At 31.6% G+C, this 20,599-nt stretch carries 16 protein-coding genes and 1 tRNA gene; 3 read left to right on the top strand and 14 right to left on the bottom strand.

Annotated features, from left to right (window positions below; genetic code table 11):
• The first annotated feature begins 216 nt into the window (after nt 1–216).
• Nucleotides 217–849 (top strand): S24 family peptidase, encoded by a 633-nt coding sequence (locus JOC47_RS02845; protein WP_204700462.1) that lies wholly within the window; start codon nt 217–219, stop codon nt 847–849.
• Nucleotides 850–922: 73 nt separating this feature from the next.
• Here the strand turns inward: JOC47_RS02845 and grxC are convergent, their stop codons facing one another.
• Nucleotides 923–2,131, bottom strand: coding sequence for a glutaredoxin 3 (gene grxC / locus JOC47_RS02840; RefSeq protein WP_204700461.1), 1,209 nt, complete (start codon nt 2,129–2,131; stop codon nt 923–925).
• A gap of 688 nt (nt 2,132–2,819) precedes the next feature.
• Between grxC and JOC47_RS02835 the strand changes: the two genes are divergently transcribed.
• On the top strand, nt 2,820–4,763 hold the full coding sequence (locus JOC47_RS02835) for a fructose-1,6-bisphosphatase (protein ID WP_204700460.1): 1,944 nt from the start codon (nt 2,820–2,822) through the stop codon (nt 4,761–4,763).
• Nucleotides 4,764–4,773: 10 nt separating this feature from the next.
• Here JOC47_RS02835 and JOC47_RS02830 read toward each other — a convergent pair whose 3' ends face one another.
• The 9 genes from JOC47_RS02830 to selA all read right to left on the bottom strand — a co-directional run bounded on the left by JOC47_RS02830 (nt 4,774) and on the right by selA (nt 14,519).
• Nucleotides 4,774–6,855 (bottom strand): sensor domain-containing diguanylate cyclase, encoded by a 2,082-nt coding sequence (locus JOC47_RS02830; protein WP_204700459.1) that lies wholly within the window; start codon nt 6,853–6,855, stop codon nt 4,774–4,776.
• 26 nt (nt 6,856–6,881) lie between these two features.
• Nucleotides 6,882–7,409 (bottom strand): permease, encoded by a 528-nt coding sequence (locus JOC47_RS02825; RefSeq protein WP_204700458.1) that lies wholly within the window; start codon nt 7,407–7,409, stop codon nt 6,882–6,884.
• Nucleotides 7,406–7,891 carry a hypothetical protein gene (locus JOC47_RS02820; RefSeq protein ID WP_204700457.1) on the bottom strand — a complete coding sequence of 162 codons (486 nt, stop codon included), beginning with the start codon at nt 7,889–7,891 and terminating at the stop codon, nt 7,406–7,408. The genes JOC47_RS02825 and JOC47_RS02820 overlap by 4 nt, the downstream gene beginning before the upstream one ends.
• Nucleotides 7,892–8,025: 134 nt before the next feature.
• Nucleotides 8,026–9,294 (bottom strand): dicarboxylate/amino acid:cation symporter, encoded by a 1,269-nt coding sequence (locus JOC47_RS02815; protein ID WP_204700456.1) that lies wholly within the window; start codon nt 9,292–9,294, stop codon nt 8,026–8,028.
• Between the two features lie 51 nt (nt 9,295–9,345).
• Nucleotides 9,346–10,209, bottom strand: coding sequence for a D-amino-acid transaminase (gene dat, locus JOC47_RS02810; protein WP_204700455.1), 864 nt, complete (start codon nt 10,207–10,209; stop codon nt 9,346–9,348).
• 186 nt (nt 10,210–10,395) lie between these two features.
• Nucleotides 10,396–10,668, bottom strand: a complete 273-nt coding sequence (locus JOC47_RS02805) for a hypothetical protein (RefSeq protein WP_204700454.1) — start codon at nt 10,666–10,668, stop codon at nt 10,396–10,398.
• A gap of 267 nt (nt 10,669–10,935) precedes the next feature.
• Nucleotides 10,936–11,034: transfer RNA gene (locus JOC47_RS02800), tRNA-Sec, on the bottom strand.
• A 66-nt stretch (nt 11,035–11,100) separates the two neighbouring features.
• Nucleotides 11,101–13,008 carry a selenocysteine-specific translation elongation factor gene (selB, locus tag JOC47_RS02795; RefSeq protein ID WP_204700453.1) on the bottom strand — a complete coding sequence of 636 codons (1,908 nt, stop codon included), beginning with the start codon at nt 13,006–13,008 and terminating at the stop codon, nt 11,101–11,103.
• Nucleotides 13,009–13,100: 92 nt separating this feature from the next.
• Complete coding sequence (gene selA / locus JOC47_RS02790; RefSeq protein WP_204700452.1) at nt 13,101–14,519, bottom strand: L-seryl-tRNA(Sec) selenium transferase; 1,419 nt, start codon at nt 14,517–14,519, stop codon at nt 13,101–13,103.
• Between the two features lie 327 nt (nt 14,520–14,846).
• On the opposite strand from selA, the gene mnmH reads away from it, so the two are divergent.
• A complete protein-coding gene (gene mnmH / locus JOC47_RS02785; protein WP_204700451.1) occupies nt 14,847–15,929 on the top strand; it encodes a tRNA 2-selenouridine(34) synthase MnmH in 1,083 nt (360 codons plus the stop codon).
• A 94-nt stretch (nt 15,930–16,023) separates the two neighbouring features.
• Here the strand turns inward: mnmH and prxU are convergent, their stop codons facing one another.
• From prxU to JOC47_RS02760, 4 genes are all read right to left on the bottom strand, one after another.
• Nucleotides 16,024–16,725 carry a thioredoxin-dependent peroxiredoxin gene (gene prxU, locus JOC47_RS15320; RefSeq protein ID WP_239550876.1) on the bottom strand — a complete coding sequence of 234 codons (702 nt, stop codon included), beginning with the start codon at nt 16,723–16,725 and terminating at the stop codon, nt 16,024–16,026.
• Nucleotides 16,726–16,860: 135 nt separating this feature from the next.
• A complete protein-coding gene (locus JOC47_RS02770; protein WP_204700448.1) occupies nt 16,861–18,384 on the bottom strand; it encodes a GGDEF domain-containing protein in 1,524 nt (507 codons plus the stop codon).
• A gap of 138 nt (nt 18,385–18,522) precedes the next feature.
• Nucleotides 18,523–19,188 carry a rubrerythrin gene (gene rbr / locus JOC47_RS02765; RefSeq protein ID WP_204700447.1) on the bottom strand — a complete coding sequence of 222 codons (666 nt, stop codon included), beginning with the start codon at nt 19,186–19,188 and terminating at the stop codon, nt 18,523–18,525.
• A gap of 227 nt (nt 19,189–19,415) precedes the next feature.
• Nucleotides 19,416–20,519 (bottom strand): phospholipase D-like domain-containing protein, encoded by a 1,104-nt coding sequence (locus tag JOC47_RS02760; RefSeq protein WP_204700446.1) that lies wholly within the window; start codon nt 20,517–20,519, stop codon nt 19,416–19,418.
• Between the last annotated feature and the right edge of the window lie 80 nt (nt 20,520–20,599).

The raw sequence follows: 20,599 nt of genomic DNA, 5'->3' as shown, positions 1-20,599 counted from the left end.
TTAGGATATATAATAAACTACCCCCCTTGTTGTTAATTTTTTTCACGTCTTATACTTATTATAATAACATTTTTGGTGATAACTGACAAGGCTTGTCATTAAATATTCTTTATTTTATTTTTTCGACAAATATATGTTGAAAAAATTCACTATTAGGGTTATCATAATTATTAGGGATAATTATAAGAGGCTTTCATAAATAAAAGAGGTGATAGAATGTTTAATAAGAAGAAATTCAAAGAACTAATAAACCATGCTATAGGAGATAGATCAATCACTCAATATAGTGAAGAAAGTAATGTCAATAGAACTTATATCTCTAAAATTATCAACGAAAGTCTAGATAATCCTCCTAGCCCCGAAATATTAAAAAAGTTAGCTAGCTATTCAGAAGGTAGAGTATCTTATAAAGAATTAATGTTAGTAGCAGGTTATTTAAATAAATCACAAATAAATACTTCTATCAAAAAAGAAAATTTAGTCAAAGGCCCTGTGATTAAAGACCTCAGGCAGCGTGTTTTTAATACAGCTAATATTGAACAATACAAGACAATACATTTTCAAAGTATAGATATAACTAACCCTTTCTTTTTTCATGCTAAAGATAATTCTATGATTAATCAAGGCATAAAAAAAGATAGCCTAATACTAATTGACCAACAGGCCACTATCAATAATAAAGATATAATTGCTTGTACTGTTGAATCGAGAGAATTAATTAGAAAAATAGAGCAATCAAAGGAGAAAATCACTCTAACTGCTGCTCATCCTGATTATAAAGCAATAACTATTGATAAAAACAAAGTGAATATTATTGGTAAATGCATTACTTCAGTTACTAATTTATAATCAAAAAACACATACAAGCCTGAATAAATACAGGCTTGTATAGTAAATGAAATTATTTTTTTGATGACTTATATTAATCTAAATATTCATTAATTCTCAAAGCTGCTTTAGCCCCCTCTGCAGCAGAAACTATTATCTGTTTATCTTTAACATTTGTCACATCTCCAGCAGCCCAAATTCCTTCTACACTTGTTTCATTATTATCATTAATTACAATTTCATTCATTTCATTAACTTCTACTTTATCCTTTATAAAGTCACTATTTGGTAGTAATCCAATCTCTATAAATACTCCATTAACATCTAGTTTATTTTCACTTCCTGTATTACTATCTTCAACTACTAATGAGTCAACTTTTCCTGCTTCTTTATTTCCAACTATTTCTTTGACATTAGTAGCTGTATGAACATTAATTCCATCTCTTTCATATACTTTATCACTTAATACTGCATCACCAGTCAATTCAGATTGAACTTCTATTAAATCAACTTCACAACCTAATTTAACTAAATCCAAAGCAGCTTCTAATCCAGCATTACCACCACCAATAATTGCAACTGGCTCTCCTTCATACATATAACCATCACAAGTAGCGCAATAATGGACTCCTTTTCCTTTCAATTTCTTTTCACCATCTACTCCTAATTCTCGATTAGTGGTCCCACTAGCAACTACTACTGATCTAGCTCGTCCTTGCTGCCCTCCTTTAGTTTCTACGATTATCTCTTCATCATTTTTTTCTACATTGCTTACTGTTGCTCCTAATTCTAAACTAACATCATATTTATCTACATGCTCCCAAAATGATTGTAATAAATCTGGGCCCTGTGCACCTTCCATTCCTAAATAATTATCAATTTCTCCAGTATCAATCATCTGTCCACCTAGTGCAGAAGAAAGAATTAATATATCCAATCCTTTTCTAGCACCATAAAGAGCAGTATTTAATCCTGCCGGACCAGAACCAATAACTATTACATCCCACAACTGTTCAAAATTTTTCCCGGGGTCAATATCAAGCAAATCATATAATTCTCCACTCTCTTTCATGGCCATCATCGAATCATAGCCGCCAACTAATTGATCATCAATAAAGATCTGGGGCACTGTTTTGGCTCCGTCAGTTCTTTTAACCATTTCCTTCTTGACTCCGGACCCTTCATCAATATTATATTCTTTAAATGAAAAACCTTTGCTCTTCAAAAAAGACTTAGCTTTATTACAATAAGGACACCATGTTAAAGTATAAATTTCAATTTCTGGTTGATTTTCTCGACTCATAATTTGCCTCCTTACAAGTTTTAAAATTCTATATTTCTCCCATTATAATATTTAGATAATAAAATATATTCTCCTGCTTAAATAATATTCTTTTTTAACCTAATTTATCTCCTTTTTTACCTTGCGCTCTGGTTCAATCAAAACTAGACCTTCTGCAGCATAAATCACCAAAACCAAAACTTCAGACATAAAATCAATAATCTGCTTTAATCTCTCTCGCTATTATTTTAAAACTTTTATTCAAATTTTTAAAAGGTAAAATTTAATTTAATTAGAATAATATAATTAACAGGGTTATTGCATTAGTTATCAGAAAACCCTAATGGGCTTGCCTTTGGGCTGAATGATAACATTTTAGAAATAATATTCAATTATTTCTAAAATATGATATACTAAATATAAGTCAAAAAAATCAAACCCTACGATAAAGAGTAAGCGACAACCAAGCTGCTCTAAATTAGCAAAGGGTAAAAATATAATACATTACCGTCGGGCTGACGGGAATTAAAGCTTCTGGAGGCATTGTAAGTTGCCTCAACTAGTCTTTTGGCTAGTCTAGAAACTGTAAGACCTAATTTGTCTTGCCATTTACGGTAGGTTCAGATTAGGCTCGTTTCAATGAATGAAGAAACCTGAATGGGCTTGCCCTTCAGGTAAGTCATTATTAATCTTAAGGATGGTGAAAGAAATGAATGATTTAAAATATTTAAAACTTTTATCTAAACAGTATCCTAATATTCCCGCTGTTAGTACTGAAATTATTAATTTAAAAGCTATATTGAACTTACCTAAAAGCCCTGAACATTTTTTAACTGACCTACACGGAGAATATGAAGCATTTCAACATATGTTGAAAACTGCTTCTGGTCTGATCAAATTTAAAATAGATCAAATTTTCACTGGTGTTATTGACGCTGATAAAAAAGAATTAGCAACAATCATTTTTTATCCTGAAGATAAACTAAAAAAACTTAAAGAAAGTGAAGAAGAACTCACTACCGAGTGGTATAAAACTACTTTAGAGAGAATAATTAAGCTTTGTAAAGTAATTTCTTCTAAATATACTCGCTCTAAAGTAAGAAAAGCTCTACCCGAAAACTTTTCTTACATTATAGAAGAACTTCTCCATTTGAAAGGAGAAAATAAAAATAAAGAAGGTTACCGTGATGAAATAATAAAAACAATTATTGACATTGGACAAGCTGAAGAATTCATAATTTCTCTATCAAATTTAATCCAAACCTTCGCTGTAGATAAACTACACATTATTGGAGATGTTTTTGATAGAGGGCCTGCTCCTCATAAAATATTAGACACACTACAAGACCATCATAATTGTGATATCCAATGGGGTAATCATGATATCTTATGGATGGGAGCTGCCTTAGGTCAAAAGTCTTTAATTGCTACTGCTATTCGTACTACCTTAAGATACGGCAACCTTGACTTGCTAGAAGAAGCTTACGGAATTAATATGAGACCCCTAGCAAGATTAGCCAGATCATTTTATAAAAATATTGATTGTAATAATTTTTGTCCGAAATTAATAGATGAAGAATTAGACCAACAGGATAAAAATATAACTTCTAAAATGCAAAAAGCAATAGCGATTATCCAATTTAAATTAGAAGGGAATTTAATTAAAAGAAGATCAGAATTCAATATGAATGAAGCTCTGTATCTAGATAAAATAGATTATGAACAAGGTACAATTAAATTAGATGGGCAGGAATACGAATTAAATAATACTGATTTCCCTACCATTGACCCTGAAAACCCTTATCAACTTAATCAACAAGAACAAGAAGTTATTAATCAACTTAGTTATTCATTTAAGAACAATGAAAAATTACAAGAACATGCTAGATTTTTATTTAATAATGGTAGTATGTATTTAAAATATAATGGTAACCTCTTATTTCATGGTTGTATCCCTTTAAACGAAGCAGGGGACTTCTCTACTATAGAAATTAATGGTGAACTCTACCAGGGTAAAAAACTATTAGATTTCTTTGATGATGTAGTTAGAAAAAGTTACTCATATAAGTTTGAAGAAAAAGATTATAGAGATTGGCTTTGGTATTTATGGCGAGGTGAATTATCTCCTCTCTTTGGAAAAGATAAAATGACTACTTTCTGCCGTTATTTCATAGATGATAAATCTCTACATCAAGAGCAGAAAAATCCATATTATCAGGCTCGAGAAAAAGAAGCAATCTGTAATAAAATTTTAAATGAATTTAACTTAGACCCTGAAGAAGGACATATTATAAATGGACACACTCCAGTCAAAGAGAAAAAGGGAGAAACACCGATTAAAGGTAACGGAAAATTACTAGTCATCGATGGTGGTATTTCTGCTTTCTATCAGCCAAAAACTGGGATTGCAGGTTATACCTTAATCTATAATTCTGACGAAATGAGATTGATTTCACACAAACCTTTTGTCTCTAAAGAAGCTGCCTTAGAAGGTGGAAATGATATTATCTCTTCAATGAGAATTGTTGAATTAAAGAAAAAAGAAAAAATTGCTGATACAGATATTGGTGAGAAATTAAACAATAAAATCAACAATTTAATGGAACTGTTACAGGCCTATAAGAAAGGAATCATCAAAGAAAAATATGAATAAAGAAAATGGGCTAACGCCCATTTTCTTTATTTTTATACATAGCTTGGTCGGCTTGATCAAAAACTTTTTTGAGATCTTGAGTATCTTTTGTCTTAGTAGCATATCCCAATGACACTTCTAATGAAGTTACTAACTGATGCTCTTTATTGAATTTAATTATCTTTTCATCAAAACGCTGACAAAACTTTTCTGCAGCATCAGCATCAGTCTCAGGTAATAGCACAGCAAATTCATCGCCACCAACTCTAGCCACAACATCTTCTTCCCGGGTCACTAATTCAAATATTTCTGCTACTTTCTTAATATACTTATCGCCTTTTTGATGACCATAGTTGTCATTAATATATTTCAACCCATCCATATCACCAATTATAATACTAATTGGTAATCGTCGTGACGAATTCAATCGCTCTTGCTCATTTTCAAAATATCTACGATTATAAACGCCCGTCAGTTCATCATGAAATGATAAATATTTTATTTGTTCTTCTGCTTTTTTTCTATCATCTATATCTTGATGAATTCCAACTATTCTAAGCGGATTATCATTCTCATCTTTCTCCATCACTTTACCAATTGCTTTAATCCACTTCCAATTTCCTGACTTAGTTTTTAATCTATATTCACTCTCATAATAAGAATCTTGACCATGAGTGTGTTGATTTAATTTTTTTAGAACTCGCTTTTTATCTTCAGGATGAATTTTACTTTTCCACTGCTGATAAGTCTGTACTGCTTCTTTATCTTCATAACCAAGCATTTCCAACCAGTTATCATTAATTTCTATTTCTCCTGTGTTCTTATTCCAATCCCACAAACCTAAGTTAGCCCCTTCAATCGCCATTTCTAATCTATTTTTAGTTTCTTCTAATTCTTCTTCTTTTCTCTTTTCTTCAGTTACATCATCATATACAGCTACAACTTCATCAGTAGACAATTTATAAATATAATTTTCTCTATAACCTGTCATTCTATTATCTTCATATTCTGTTATCGGAAATTTTTCTGCTTCTCCTGTTTGATAAACTCTTTGCAACACTGCAAATAAACCGAATTCTTCTACTGCTGGAAATGCTTCTTTAATACTTTTCCCAATTAACTCTTTCTTATCTACATTATCAATTTCTTGGCCCTGTTTATTAATATCTACAAATTTAAAATCTGCGCCATCATTCACTGCTTCATAGACTGCTACTCCACTGTTAATATTATTAAACAATTTTTCATATTTTTGATGATACTCTAAAGCCTGTTGAATCTTTTGATTTTTATCTTCTAATTCATTAATTACTTGTTTTGATGTCTTATCAATCACAAATTTAAAGGTCATGCCAATAATTACTATAATAATTATAATTACTACAATCAAAAGCATTGAAAAATTATATAAAGTATTATATAAATCATTCTTCGGCATTTCAGCTTTTAAAAAATAATGGGTATTTAATATTCTGCGAAAACTTTCAATTTTATCTTTACTCTGCTGAAAAATATTAGTCGCAGGAGCAGAATGAACAATACTATAATTAATATCTGAGCTATCAAGTCTCTTAAAGACTTCACTCAAATCAAAACTAGCAATATCATAACCTAATAACTCGTTTTGTTCATAAATTGGAGAACTTATAATCGCCATTTTTTGCTGGGGAAATATTTCAAGTTTGCTTTTTTTATTTTCAGACTGATAGTATCTCTCTAAATTAATAATTTCTGTTTGCCCACATTTAGCCACTATTTGCTGATTACTTATTCTATAAGCTCCTATTAGATCATCTAGTGCTTTTATGCCATCAACATATTTAGGTTGAGTATACTCTTGCAATTCTTCTAAAGTTATTTGTTCTTGCTGATATTGATATAATTTTTTACGGATCATTGTTCGGCTTGATAGACTTTTCATATCTTCTATTTGCTGTTTAAAATGATTTTCTACATCTAATTCTATAATCGAAAGCTCTTTTTTAAACTCATTAGTCAAGCTTGTTTCTAATTCATCTTTTAAAGGCGTGTACACCATAAAATAAAAGAAAATAATTACAAATATAAAGGCCCCAATCATTACATATTTTAAATTTCTGAAGATTCTCTCCATAATCCTCACCCTCATCAGCAGTTAAATTAATTTTCTTCTGGGGACTGTACTTGAAAACCCTTGCCCTCTAAGTACTTTTCTAATAAAATACTACTAATAATAATCAACGGAATAGTAGTTAATAATCGAATTAAAGTAAATTTTAGTCCCACAAAAGAAGCTTCAAATAAAGTCATCGGAATCCGTGCTACAGCAGCAGCACCTACATAAGTAAAAACAATCCTTAAGCTTGCTCCCGTTTTATAAATAGCATAAGCAATCGGGAAAGCAATATATAAACCCCCGACTGTAGTACCAGCTAACAAAATTGACCAGCCATAAGCTATAAGATTAGATTCTTCCCCTAAATGTTTCTCAATAATCTCTCTATCAACCCATGTTTCAAATAAACCAATTAAAATAAAAACAGCTGGTAAAAACTTAAGCATAGTTAATAAAAAATCTGAAAATTTATTGAATATATCCAAACCAGGATTATAATTAAAAATAAAACTAGCTATTACAAATAAGGCAAATACAATAGCTAAACTATACTTCTTAATCTGACTAATCATGATATTAACCCCACCTCGCCATAAAATATTCCGACTAGTAAAGAAACAATTAATGCTATCACTAAACTAATCACATTCCTTATAATAGTCACTTTAACTCCAAAATACTCTTTCTCTACTGGATAGGTCAAAATCCCTACTAGCATTAAAGTAGTTGTAAAGACTGCAATAACTGTATAACTAACACCCCGCTCTAATAAAATCCCTGACAAAGGAAAAGCAATAAACCCCGGCATTAAAGTTATTGAGCCAAAAAAACCTGCTAAAGATAAACCAGTTAAACCGCTACCTGCCCCTAAATATTCAACTATTAAATCTTTAGAAACAAAATGCAAAGATAATGCTACTAAAATCATCATATTTAAAAAAGCTGGCAAGTTCTTCTTCAATTTCTTTATTCCTTTTTTAACACCATTAATAGTTTTGTTTTTATCTTTAAAATATAAAATAAAAATTAGTGCTATAGTTATTAGATAAAGCATATTTTCTTTTACCCTCCAATTATATTTAACTTAATTTAAATTATATCATTGATTATTAAATTATTAAACAAAAAAAGCCCTAAATTCCAACTATAAGTTAAAATTTAGGGCACTTAATAATTTAATATTAGACTTTAATTATCATCTGCAGTCCAAATTCCTGTAGTGAAATCAATAGCATCATTCCATTTGGCTACAAGAGTAGTTACCGCTAAATCTCCTGTCACATTATTCATTGTTCTTAATCTATCTAGTATTGGGTCTACTCCTGCCACAAAACCTACAACCGATAGCGGTAAACCTAATTGCGTTAACACCATAGTTAACATAATTAGACCACTACCAGGTACGCCAGCAGTTCCTACACTCGCTAACACTGAGGTCAGTAATACTGTTAATTGCTGAGCAATAGTTAAAGACTCTCCAATTAAATTAGCAGCAAATATAGCAGCTACTCCTTGATACATAGCTGTACCATCCATATTAATAGTAGCCCCTAGCGGTAGAGAAAAACTAAATATTTCTTCATTAATTCTTAGATTTTCATCAGCATCAGACATAGTAACCGGCAGCGTCCCGCTACTAGAACGAATACTTAAAGCAGTTAACATCGCATCTTTGATTCCTTTTAAAAAAGAAATAGGTGACTTGCCTACCAAACCCATAATAATAATAAATAAATAGGTGATAGTAATATGTAATGCTACAGCTAAGGTTAAACTAAGAATTAATTTCCCAAAAGGCACAATAGCATCTACACCTGTTTGACCAAAAACTGAGGCCATTAGGGCAAATACTCCAATTACTCCATATTCCATAACTCCCCAGACAATTTTAAACATTGCTTCTGCTCCAGTTTCTACAACATTAAAAATAGTTTCTACACCTTTTTTGATTTTACCATCAGCATTTTCCTGTAGTATAGCTAAAGACAAACCAAAAACTATAGCAATAAAAATAGTCTGTAATACATTGCCTTCAGCTAAGGCCCCGATGGGGTTCTTTGGTACTATATTCATAAACACCTGCACAATATCGGGAGCTTCTTTAGTTTGAATTTCTGCATTACCAGGCAGCGTCATACCTACTCCTGGTTCTATTAGATTTGCAACTAATAATCCAAAAACAATAGCAATAGCAGTAGTTATAATATAGAGAACTACAGTTTGAACTCCCACTTGTCCCAATTTAGATGGAGTTAATTTCCTCATTCCAGCTATTAAAGTAAATAAAACAATTGGAATAATAATCATCTTTAATAATCGTACAAATAAATCTCCTAAAGGTTTTAAAACTGTAATTGATTGTCCAAAAATCAAACCAAGAATTGATCCTAAAACAAAAGCAACTGCAATTCTTGAAATCAACGGAATTGACCGATACTTTTTCCATATAGCTAACATATCTTAGCCTCCTACTCTTTTTATTACTTTAATTGATTAAATTGTTTTTTCTTAATCTAAATATTCATTTAAATAGTTTTTGAACTTCTGATGAATTTTTTGAGTAATCGGACCCACTCGACCATTATTTATTTTCTTATCATCAATTTCTACTATTCCTAATACTTCTTTAGTTGTACTAGTGATAAAAACTTCATCTGCATCATATAGATCATTTAAACTAAATTTTTCTTCTCTAACTACAAAATCATGATAATCTAAATCTAATATTATACTACGAGTAATTCCATTCAAAATATCATCAGTAGCAGGATGTGTTTTAACTACTCCTTCATTTACAATAAACACATTACTACTACTTCCTTCAGTTATTTTTTTATTATCAGCAACAAATAATGCCTCAATGACTCCTTTTTCTTTAGCTTCTTGTTTACTTAAAATATTAGGCAACAAATTAGTACTTTTAACACTACACAATTCCCATCTTCTATCAGGCATAGTAATTGCTGCTGCTCCTTCTTTTCTTAGTGCCTGACTATATTTTTTAGTAGGCAACAGATACATAATAATTGTCGGTTCTAAATCAGAGGTGAACTCATGGCTTCTAGGCGCTGCCCCTCTAGTAATCTGAATATATAAACTGCCTGATTTAGATTTAGGATAATCCTGATTCTTCTTTATAACTTGCTTACAAATCTTTTTTAATTCTTCTAAATTATAATTGAAATTAATATCAATCCTATTTATTCCTTTTAACATACGGTGTAAGTGCCTTTCTAAAGCAAACAATTGTCCATCATATAATTTTATTACTTCATAGATACTATCTCCAAATTGAAACCCGCGATCTTCAATAGAGACTTTAGCTTGGTCTCGTTTAATAAATTCACCATTTAAATATGCTATATCATTCATTTTACTCCCCCTTAGTTAAAAATTTACCTTTTTTTATTGTTTCTATCTTGAGAGCTATTTTCCTGTTTACAATTAAATTTCAAATATTACATTAGAATTTAATTGTAAACTAAAATAAAGCAAGCTCCTAATTTTAAAAATAGGTGCTTGCTTATTTATAGCAGTAATTTAAAATTGTAATCTAGCCTATGAATTATCATCTAAAATCAGTTCAGCCCGATTTTCTTGATGAGGTAATAAATTATTTGGTGAGTATTCAAACCCTAATTCTTCAACCACTTGATACCGAGCACATTCAGTATAATAATTATTACAATATTTTTCTCTATAAGATTCACTTAAACCATCAATTGTCAATACTCCAGGTGTATTTAAATATTCTTTAACTAATTCTATATCATCAGCTAATAACAGTTCATTCGCTAATGGACAATCCGCATAAAATGGACAATCCGCCATTTTAACCCCTCCTTTTTTTATGAGATAGTACCAAATAAATTGTTAATAATATCCACAAATAGCTAATAAATATTAGTTGTTTGTGGTAGTTGTTTATATTTTTCTACAAAATTAATCATTTACCTTTATTTTTTTACAAATTAAACAAAAAATAAGATTATTCCAAATAAATTATTTATAATAAAAAAAGCCCTTTGTTTTCTATGATAGAAAACAAAGGGCTATAATTCTTTCATATATGTATTAAATTAATGATGATTTCTAAATTGGCGGGAATATGTGGGAATCGAACCCACCGCAGACAACTAAAGTTGCCTGCCGCTAGATTTGAAGTCTAGGGCATCCACCATGGATACAGCTATTCCCAGATGCACTATTATAAATTATAGCACAATCAGTAACCATTGTAAATAATAATTTTAAAATACCTTATTATGATAATCTTCTGATATCTCCTTCTCGCTTTGTGACACCTCGCTGATCAAAATATTCCAATAAAGGCAGGGCATATTTGCGGCTACTATCTAATAAATCCCTGAATTGAGCAACATCAATAGTTTCATTTTTTTTCAAATAATTTATTAAAAGTTCTTTTGCCTCTTTAACTGCTTGATAATCAAAATATATATTATGAGCTACTTTAATTAATTCTCCATTATTAATTAATAGATTAGAAATTTCTTCGGCTACCTGTTCATCAGAGTAACTGCTAATCAATCCATCTAATTTAGGCGGCAGGTATTTATTCTGTGCAAACTTTTCTTCTATTTCAGCTTTGATTTTTTTCTCATCTGCAGTTAATTTTACTGCAAAATCTGCTAAACTGATCTTCGCTTGCTTTTCTTCGATCACTTCTTGCTCTTTTAAGTCATCTAGTAATCTATCATATTCATTAGCAGTCAGGGCCAAGCTCAGCTTAGTCCGCAGCTCTTCCTTAGGCATCCCCAGCCGCAGATGATACTCTTGGTGATAGTCCTTTAAGTTAGCTATTATCTCCTCCATTAACTGCTGATAATCATCACTATGCAGCAAACTTGACTCTGTACCTACATCTAACTCTATGACCTCATTTCGGCTTTGTAACCCCATCAATTCTTCCCTAATCTGTTCTTGAGCCAAACTCGTCCGCGTCACAAGGTCATCGACAGTAAGTGCTTTATCTTCCTCCCGCTGCAGCGCTAGTTTAATCCTCTCTGCCGTCGTACCCTCTTCTTTAATTTGCAGCGCCTTAATCACTGCTTCATCATTTTTACGATGCTGAGCTGGATTAGCTTCTAATATTTTACCGCCCCCAATTGTCGTCATCGGCGAATAGCGGCGCAACACATATCGTTCTTTGAAGTTAGCTACTACTGTATCTTCTAAGCGAAACTGTACTAACCCTTCTTCACCTGGCAGTAATTCTTCACTATCCAATAAATAAACCCGACCAATTACTTCTTTAGCACCTAAGTGTAATCTAATCCGTTCACCATGCTCTAAAACCAAAGGAGCAGATTCAATTAGTTCTAATCGAGCATCAAGATACTCAGTCTTGACCAAACTATCCTGTGCAGCTAGTACATCACCACGCTCTATTTCATCTTTATCAACTCCAGATAGGTTAATACCAATTCTCTGTCCCGGCTGAGCTACTTCTACATCTTTTTCATGAACTTGTAATCCGCGCACTCGTGCTTTTAACTGCGAAGGATAAATCTCTAATTCATCTTCTAATTGGATTTGGCCCTGCATTAAAGTCCCCGTAACAACCGTACCATGACCACCAATGGAGAAAACACGATCAATCGGAAAGTAGACATTAGCTTCTTTATCTTTATCCGGCAGTTGCTGCATCAAATGCCCTAATTCTTCTTTTAAATCTTCAATACCTGTCTCTTCTATGCCAGATACAGGTATCACAGCAGCATCCTCTAAAAATGTATCTTCAACAAACTCTTTAATTTCATCAATTACTAATTCTAGCCATTCTGAATCCACTTTATCACTCTTAGTAACTGCTATTACTCCCTGTTCTACATTCAACAATTCTAAAATAGCTAAATGTTCTCTTGTTTGCTCCATAATTGCTTCATCAGCAGCTACTACTAATAATCCTATATCTACTCCGCCAGCTCCAGCTAGCATATTTTTAATAAACTTTTCATGCCCTGGCACATCAATAATTCCAGCTTGCAATCCATTATCAAAATTTAATCTACTAAAACCTAAATCAATTGAAAGCCCCCGTTCTTGTTCTTCTTCTAAACGATCAGTATTCTCACCTGTTAAGGCTCCAATTAAAGTTGTTTTTCCGTGATCAACATGACCTGCTGTACCAATAATCAAATTTTCAGCCATACTTTCAACTCCTTAAATTAATTTACAATTTAAAGTTTAGAGTTGCTAGTTAAAAACACAATCAACTTCAACGTATATTTTTCAATTTTTCATCATCTAACAATTGATAAATTCTGAACTGCTGAAATAATATGCTCTTCATCTTCTGATTGTAATGTTCGTACATCTAAGATCACCTGTTCATCTGAAATTCTACTAAAGATAGGTGGGTCATGTAGACGCAATTCTTCAGCCAATTCTTCAGCAGTCAAACTCTCATCTTCAAGAGCTAATACATAAGTAGGAAGTCCCTCATTAGGATAAGCCCCACCACCTACTCTTGAGCTATCTTGCTTAATCTCCAAGGTTAAATTATCTGTAATCACTTCTTCTAACTCAGTAGCAAACTCTTGCGCTCTAGTTTTTAATTGCTCTTGAGTACGAGTAATCATTTCTAAAGTTGGAATCTTTTCTTTAGCCTGTTCTAAATCACGATATTGCTGCAAAGTTGCTTCCAAGGAGCCTAAAGTAAATTTATCAACTCGTAAAGCTCGATTCAAAGGATGAGATTTCATTTGCTCTATATATTCTTCTTGCCCAACAATAATTCCTGCCTGGGGTCCTCCTAATAACTTATCACCACTAAAAGTCACCACATCTGCTCCAGCAGCTATACAATCCTGCACAGTCTGCTCATAACTTAATCCTTCATCCCTTAAATCTAACAATACTCCACTACCTAAATCTTCAACTACTGGCAGCTCATATTGAGTTCCTAAATCCACTAATTCTTCTAATTCTACTTCTTTACTAAAACCTACCACCCGATAATTACTAGTATGTACTTTCAAAATCATGCCTGTTTCTTCATTAATCGCATTTTTATAATCCGCTAAATGAACGCGATTAGTGGTACCGATTCCTCTTAACTCCGCCCCACCTTGTTCCATTACTTCTGGAATTCTAAAAGAACCGCCAATTTCTACTAATTGACCGCGGGCAATGATTGCTTCTTGGCCCGAAGCCAAAGCACTTACTGCTAATAAAACAGCTGCTGCATTATTATTAACCACTAATGCAGCTTCAGCACCTGTTAACTCCGTCAATAACTCTTCAACCAGTTCATAACGAGAACCACGTTCTCCAGTATCTCGATTAATCTCTAAAGTAGAATAATTACTTGCCACATCTAATAGCTTATCTTTAGCAGCATCACAAAGTAATGAACGACCTAAATTAGTATGAACTACAACCCCTGTAGCATTAACTGCAGTTAAAAGCTGATCACTCATTTTACTTTCTAAATAATGCTGCACCTGAGCTAAAATACTTTTGCTATCTATTTTCAATTCTTTTAGTCCTGATAATTCAATATTAAAAATCTTTCCCCGCAATTCTTCTGTGACTTCTCTAATTGCTTCTACTACTAGCTCATGAGAATAGTCATTTACTAATTTTTCTCCCTGCTCATGAGCCAATAAATCATTGACAGCCGGAATAGAACGTAAATGATTTTTCCGTTTTTGATCCATAATTGTTCTCTCCTCTCTTTTTACAATTACTCACTATAAAGTGGCACTTTCAGTGCAAATTTATAGCTAAAAGTAAGTAGCTAGGAGCTAGTAGTTAAAAACATAAAATTAAATTCAAAACCTAAAACATTAACCTAGTAGTCAATAATTCTAAGCTATGAATTGTTTTTTGGTTTTGAATTTACTACTAGCTACTAGCTTTTATCTACTAGCTAGTGGCACGATAGTGCCAATTTATATAGATTATATTTGATTAGCAAAGAAAAATATAATATAGTTATGATTACAAGTAATGAAACTTAGCAAATTTTAAAGGAGACTTAAAATATGTCCAATAGACAACTAATCACATATCAAGAAAGTTTAAATTTAGACTCAACTCTCTACTTAGACGTTAGAACCCCAGCTGAATTTGAAGAATCAACAATTCCTGGAGCAATTAATATTCCTATTTTCACTAATGAAGAAAGAGAGCAAGTCGGCACAACCTATACTCAAGATAGTCCAGCCCAAGCTAGAATGTTAGGGGTAGAATTAGTAGCACCTAAATTACCTGAACTATTAAAAGAAATAAAATCTTTAACTCAAGATTATAAGAATACTGTTGTTTTCTGTTATAGAGGCGGACTTAGAAGCGAAAGTATTATTTCATTTTGCAAATTAATTGGCTTAAGTAATATATTTAAATTAGAAGGGGGCTACAAATCTTATCGCCACTTCATCATGGATAAACTAGAAAATTACTCTTTAAATGGACAACTTCTAGTAATTCATGGTTTTACTGGTACTGGAAAAACAGAATTGCTTTATAAATTACAAGAACAAGGTTTAGCAATAATTGATTTAGAAGGATTAGCCAATCATCGCGGTTCTGCCTTCGGCAGTATTGGATTAGGTAAACCCACTAATCAAAAACACTTTGATTCTCTACTTTGGGAAAAGCTAGAAGAATTATCACAGGCTCCTCTAATTGCTGTAGAAGCAGAAAGTAAACGCATTGGCATGTCGGTATTACCTGAATTCTTCTTAGAAGAAATGAATCAAGGTATCCATATCTTATTACAACGGTCAACCGAGGCACGGATAGAACAAATCTATAGCGAATATTCCCAAAGTTATCAACAAGATAAATCAGCTTTTATTGAACGCACTTTAGAATCTATTAAAGCAGTCAAAAAATATATCATTCAAAAGATAGGTAAAAATGGTTACAATAAATTAATCGAGCACTGTCAACAAGGACGATTAAGAAAAGTAATTGAAATTCTATTAACTAAATATTATGATCCGATGTACAATCATTCTCAGCAACAGCATGATGATTTTTCTTTAATAATCCAAGAAGATAACCTAGAAAAAGTTACTGAAGAAATCATGAACTTTACTGCTAATTTAAGCAATAATCAATAAAATTCAAAATCTAATAATTCAATAATAAAGACCAGGGCCAAAGACCCTGGTCTAGTTATGTGTAACTTAGTAAAGTTTAGCTCTAGTATCCGCTTTACTCGTCATAATTCTCTTTCGGATTCCATTCTTGCCAAACCTTACCTACTAATTCAGGTCCTGGGTTTAATGTTTTCTTACCTGGTACCCATCCAGATGGAGTAGCTTCTCCTGTTTCTCGGTTATGCTGGAATGCTTTCACCTGACGAATCAATTCAGATACATTTCTACCTACTGGATCAGTAAGTACTTCCTGTGCTTGAATTACTTGATCAGGATCAATAATGAATCTACCTCTAACATGTACTCCAGAGTTAGAATCATATACTCCATACTTCTTACCAATTTCAGCAGTAGGATCTGCTACCATTGGATATGGAATACCACCATCAACCATTTTAGATAATTCTTGTTCTTCCCATACTTTGTGTACAAACACCTTATCTGTGCTCACTGCTAATACCTCTACGTCTAAATCTTGCAATTCATCATACTTATCAGCAACTGCTGATAGTTCAGTTGGTCAGACAAAAGTAAAGTCCGCTGGAAAAAAGCAAAGCACTACCCATTGTCCAGCATAATCAGACAACTTAACTTGTTCAAAATCACCATCAATTAGTGCAGTAGCTTCAAAATCAGGTGCTTCAACACCTACACTAGCTTCTTTTTCTACTTTAGCCTTCTTAATAACAGGCTGAGCAGTTTCTTCTGTTTCTACTTCTTCTTCGTCTCTTCCTGCAGGATCAATACATGGACTCATAAATTTTCTCCTCCTTATTAGTAATCTTTATCATTAGTATATTATTAGTATAACATTAATTGTCCTGAAATTCAATAATTAATATTATACTATTTTAACCTTGCTTTAAAATAATTATTAAATATTTATAGAATTTTATTCTTTTATCATCTGCGACTGATAAACAACCAGATCTTCCTCCTCATTTTTAGCTTTATACATTGCATAATCAGCCTTCTTAATTAATTCTTCTAAACCCTCTCCATGATCAGGATACAGGCTGACCCCTACACTCACGCTAATTTGAATCTGCTTCTCATCTATCATAATTGGCTCAGCAAAAGCAGATATAATTCTAGTTGCTACTCCATCTAATTCTTCTTTATCATTTATATCAGCTATGGCAATAGCAAATTCATCTCCACCTAAACGCGATACAGCATCTCTCTTTCTTAGACTAGTTCTTAATCTATTTGCTGCTGCTTCTAATAATTTATCCCCAATATCATGACCATAATTATCATTAATTGCTTTAAAATCATCAAGGTCTAAAAATAGAATAGCTAATTTATTATTTTCTTTTTTAGCATCCGCCTTTAATTCATTCACTTTTTCTGCCATAGAATCTCTATTAGGCAGTCCAGTTAATTGGTCATGATAAGCTAAATATTCAAAACGTTGTAATAAATGCATCATCACTAATATAAAAACAATAACTACTATTATAATAATTAAAGCATTAATTATAAATAGAGTTCTATGTGATCTAATTTCTTGTATCCTCTTTTGATTATTGTACTTAATTCCGATTACAAAAGAGTTCCACCAACTGTCTTCTTCTTCACTCGAGGGCACTAAAATAGGAATATATTTACTAGAATAATGATTATCTTTTGTTTTTACTACAGTTGATTGTTCTTTTTTAGTCACAAAAGCTTTACGAACAAGATTACTCTCTTCTTCAGAAATATCAGTTGTAATATATGGTTTCTTTGTATTACGTAATTTTCCCACTGTTTTATTATTAGGATTAAACTTATAAAAGGAAATTTCTTCTGCAGAATCATATCTATTAGTCAATTCTACTGCATTAGCAAACATACTTAAATCTTCTAAAGATGGAAATTTATCTTTGACATCAATACTCAGCTCTAATAAATATTTATGATCTGGCGTCGGCATATAACTATATTTCTTTAGTTCACCTGTTTTTGTAGATAAATCAAGACGATCAACTCTAAATTCATCCCCTTTAATTCTCTTACGCAGCAAACTAGCAAAACCAGGAAATTTACTAAAATCCAACCCAACATCCGGCTTGAAAGTTGACCTGATTACTTTTAATTTTTTATTAATAATATATATATTATACCCTTCAAATTCATCTTTTAATCGCTTTAAATTCCACTCTGCAATATTAGGATTACGACGATATTTAGCTTTTAACATTAAAGAATACTTTTTCATTTCTTGATTAAGTTGCTTCTCAGCTATTTTATAGGCATCACTAACATGGTTAACTGTATGTAAAATATTAGTTTCAACAAATTCTTGCTGATCATTATATTTATCCTTAATGATTTCCTTAGTATTATGATAATTAAGGTAAGAAATAAATATTATAACTAACAAAAGAACTGCTATAATTATATATTTAAATTTATTAAAAAATTTTTTCATATTCCTCCCTCCCCATAAAAAGCCATCTAAAATATATTATTCTACAAAAATATACAATAACCTTTATAAAATACCAAAACAAAATAAGTGCCAGTGAAAATTCACTGGCACTTATTTTGGCTTTTTAAATTATTAACTTTAACACCCAGAATAACAGTCTTTTTCACTTTTCTTGCCTTGATAATAAGTTTTATTATGGTCAGATTTTTCACTTCTATAATAACTACTTAAAAAACGATTTTGTGGTCTGAAGTGCCGCTTAGCATGGTCACAAACTGGACATACTTCAGGTGGTTCTTCTCCTTGATGTACATAACCACACTTAACACATTCCCATTTCTTTTTACTTTCTTGTTCAGGTTCTAAATCTAACTCCTCTACTTTATCTAATAAAGCCCGATATTTATTTTCATGCCCCTCTTCTATCTGGGCTATATTTCTAAAGGCTTTAGCAACTTTAGGAAAGCCTTCTTCTTCAGCTTCTTCAGCAAATTTAGGATATAAATCAGAATTTTCTCTATGCTCACCATCAATTGATAATTTCAAATTTTCTTTTGTTGTACCAATCTTACCTGCAGGATAACTTGCCTTAATCTCTCTTTGGCCACCTTCTAAAAAATTAAAGAATATTTTCCCATGTTCTTTTTCATTTTGAGCAGTTTCTGCAAAAATTCTAGCAATTTGGTCATAACCTTCTTTTCTAGCCTGCAGTGCAAAATAATCATATCTGTTTCGTGCCTGAGATTCTAATGCAAATGCCATTAACAAATTTTCTTCTGTATTACTACCTTTTAATTCACTCATTATTGACTTGGTTATTTTAACATAACCAAGTTCTCCACCTCCTTAAATTAATTTTAAAAATTTATCTTATCAAAGAATTTCAATAAAATGATTATAATACCTGCAAAAAATCAAAATTATTAGTAATTAATCTTAATTAACACAACTAATTCTTTAATTTTAACTAAATTAGCAAAATAAAAAACCTACCTTAAGAACTCAAAGGCAGGTATAATAAAACTATTAAATTAACATAATACTCTCTCGGTTAAAGCTACTAATTTATTATAATCTAAATCTTCTTCTTGAGAAATTAAAACACATTCGTTTAAATGCCTTTTACGCCATTCTTTCCACTGCTGATAAATTTGAGAGCTATTCTTTACTAACACATTTAATTCAGACAACTGCTCCATTCCTAATTTGTTGAAATTAGCAGAACCTAGGAAAAAAGCCTGCTGGTCAATACACATAAATTTAGAATGAATTAATTGTTCTGATAAATAAATTGTTAATTCAGAACCTGTTTTCTTGATTAATTTGCGCAGCACACATTTATTTAAATCACGCTGTACATTAGAATTTCTAGAAGTTATAATTGTAACCTCAATTCCTCGTTGACAAATTTCAATGATTTTATCAGTAATATCACAATCACCAAAATAGGCCATTTCGATATCAACTCTCTCTTGGGCTTGCTCTAAAAGGTCTATTACTTGAGGCTTTATTTCATATAAGTTAGACTCACGATGGTTAAAATAAAATTCAAGTTCTTGCCCAACACAAGATTTTTTTCCCTGTAAACGACTAAAGAAGTACGCAACTACTTCTTTCCCAGTTAACTTAATCATATAGTCTCTATATTTCTGCTCTTGGGGAGTGCTCTTCTTATCTCCTATATTCATTCCACCTAAAATTAAAGTTCGATTATCAAAAATAAAATATTTAGAGTGGTCATGTCTCTCTTCTTCAAAGTCTATTTTAATATTTGGATGCTCTAAAAGTTGATTTAATTTCCGATTTGTAAGTTGGTCATTAGAAACATCATTTTCTCGATAATATAAAAGAGACAGAATTCCTTCCTTAATTAATGAACTTAGATTTTTCTGTTTATGAAAAAAACTCTGTTTTTCTAATTCCACTCTTTCAAATACTGAACCTGCTTTATCTTTAATAATTTTTATATTTACTCCCCTATTTGCCGCTTCTAGTAACTCCTGAGCTATAAGGTTACCTATTTTATCATCACGCCAAATATACATACAAATATGGATAGACTCTTGTGCTAATCTTATTTGAGTAAGTATTTCAGAATAAGCTTCATCCGCATTAATTAATAATTCTTGTTCCATTATCATCTATCGCCCCTTATTATCCCAAAAATAGATCAAATCTATTATTTTATTTTAAAAACAACTTACATTATTTATTA

This window comes from Halanaerobacter jeridensis, from assembly GCF_016908315.1.
Lineage (GTDB): Bacteria > Bacillota > Halanaerobiia > Halobacteroidales > Halobacteroidaceae > Halanaerobacter > Halanaerobacter jeridensis.
This window is presented reverse-complemented; position numbering and strand designations above follow the sequence as displayed.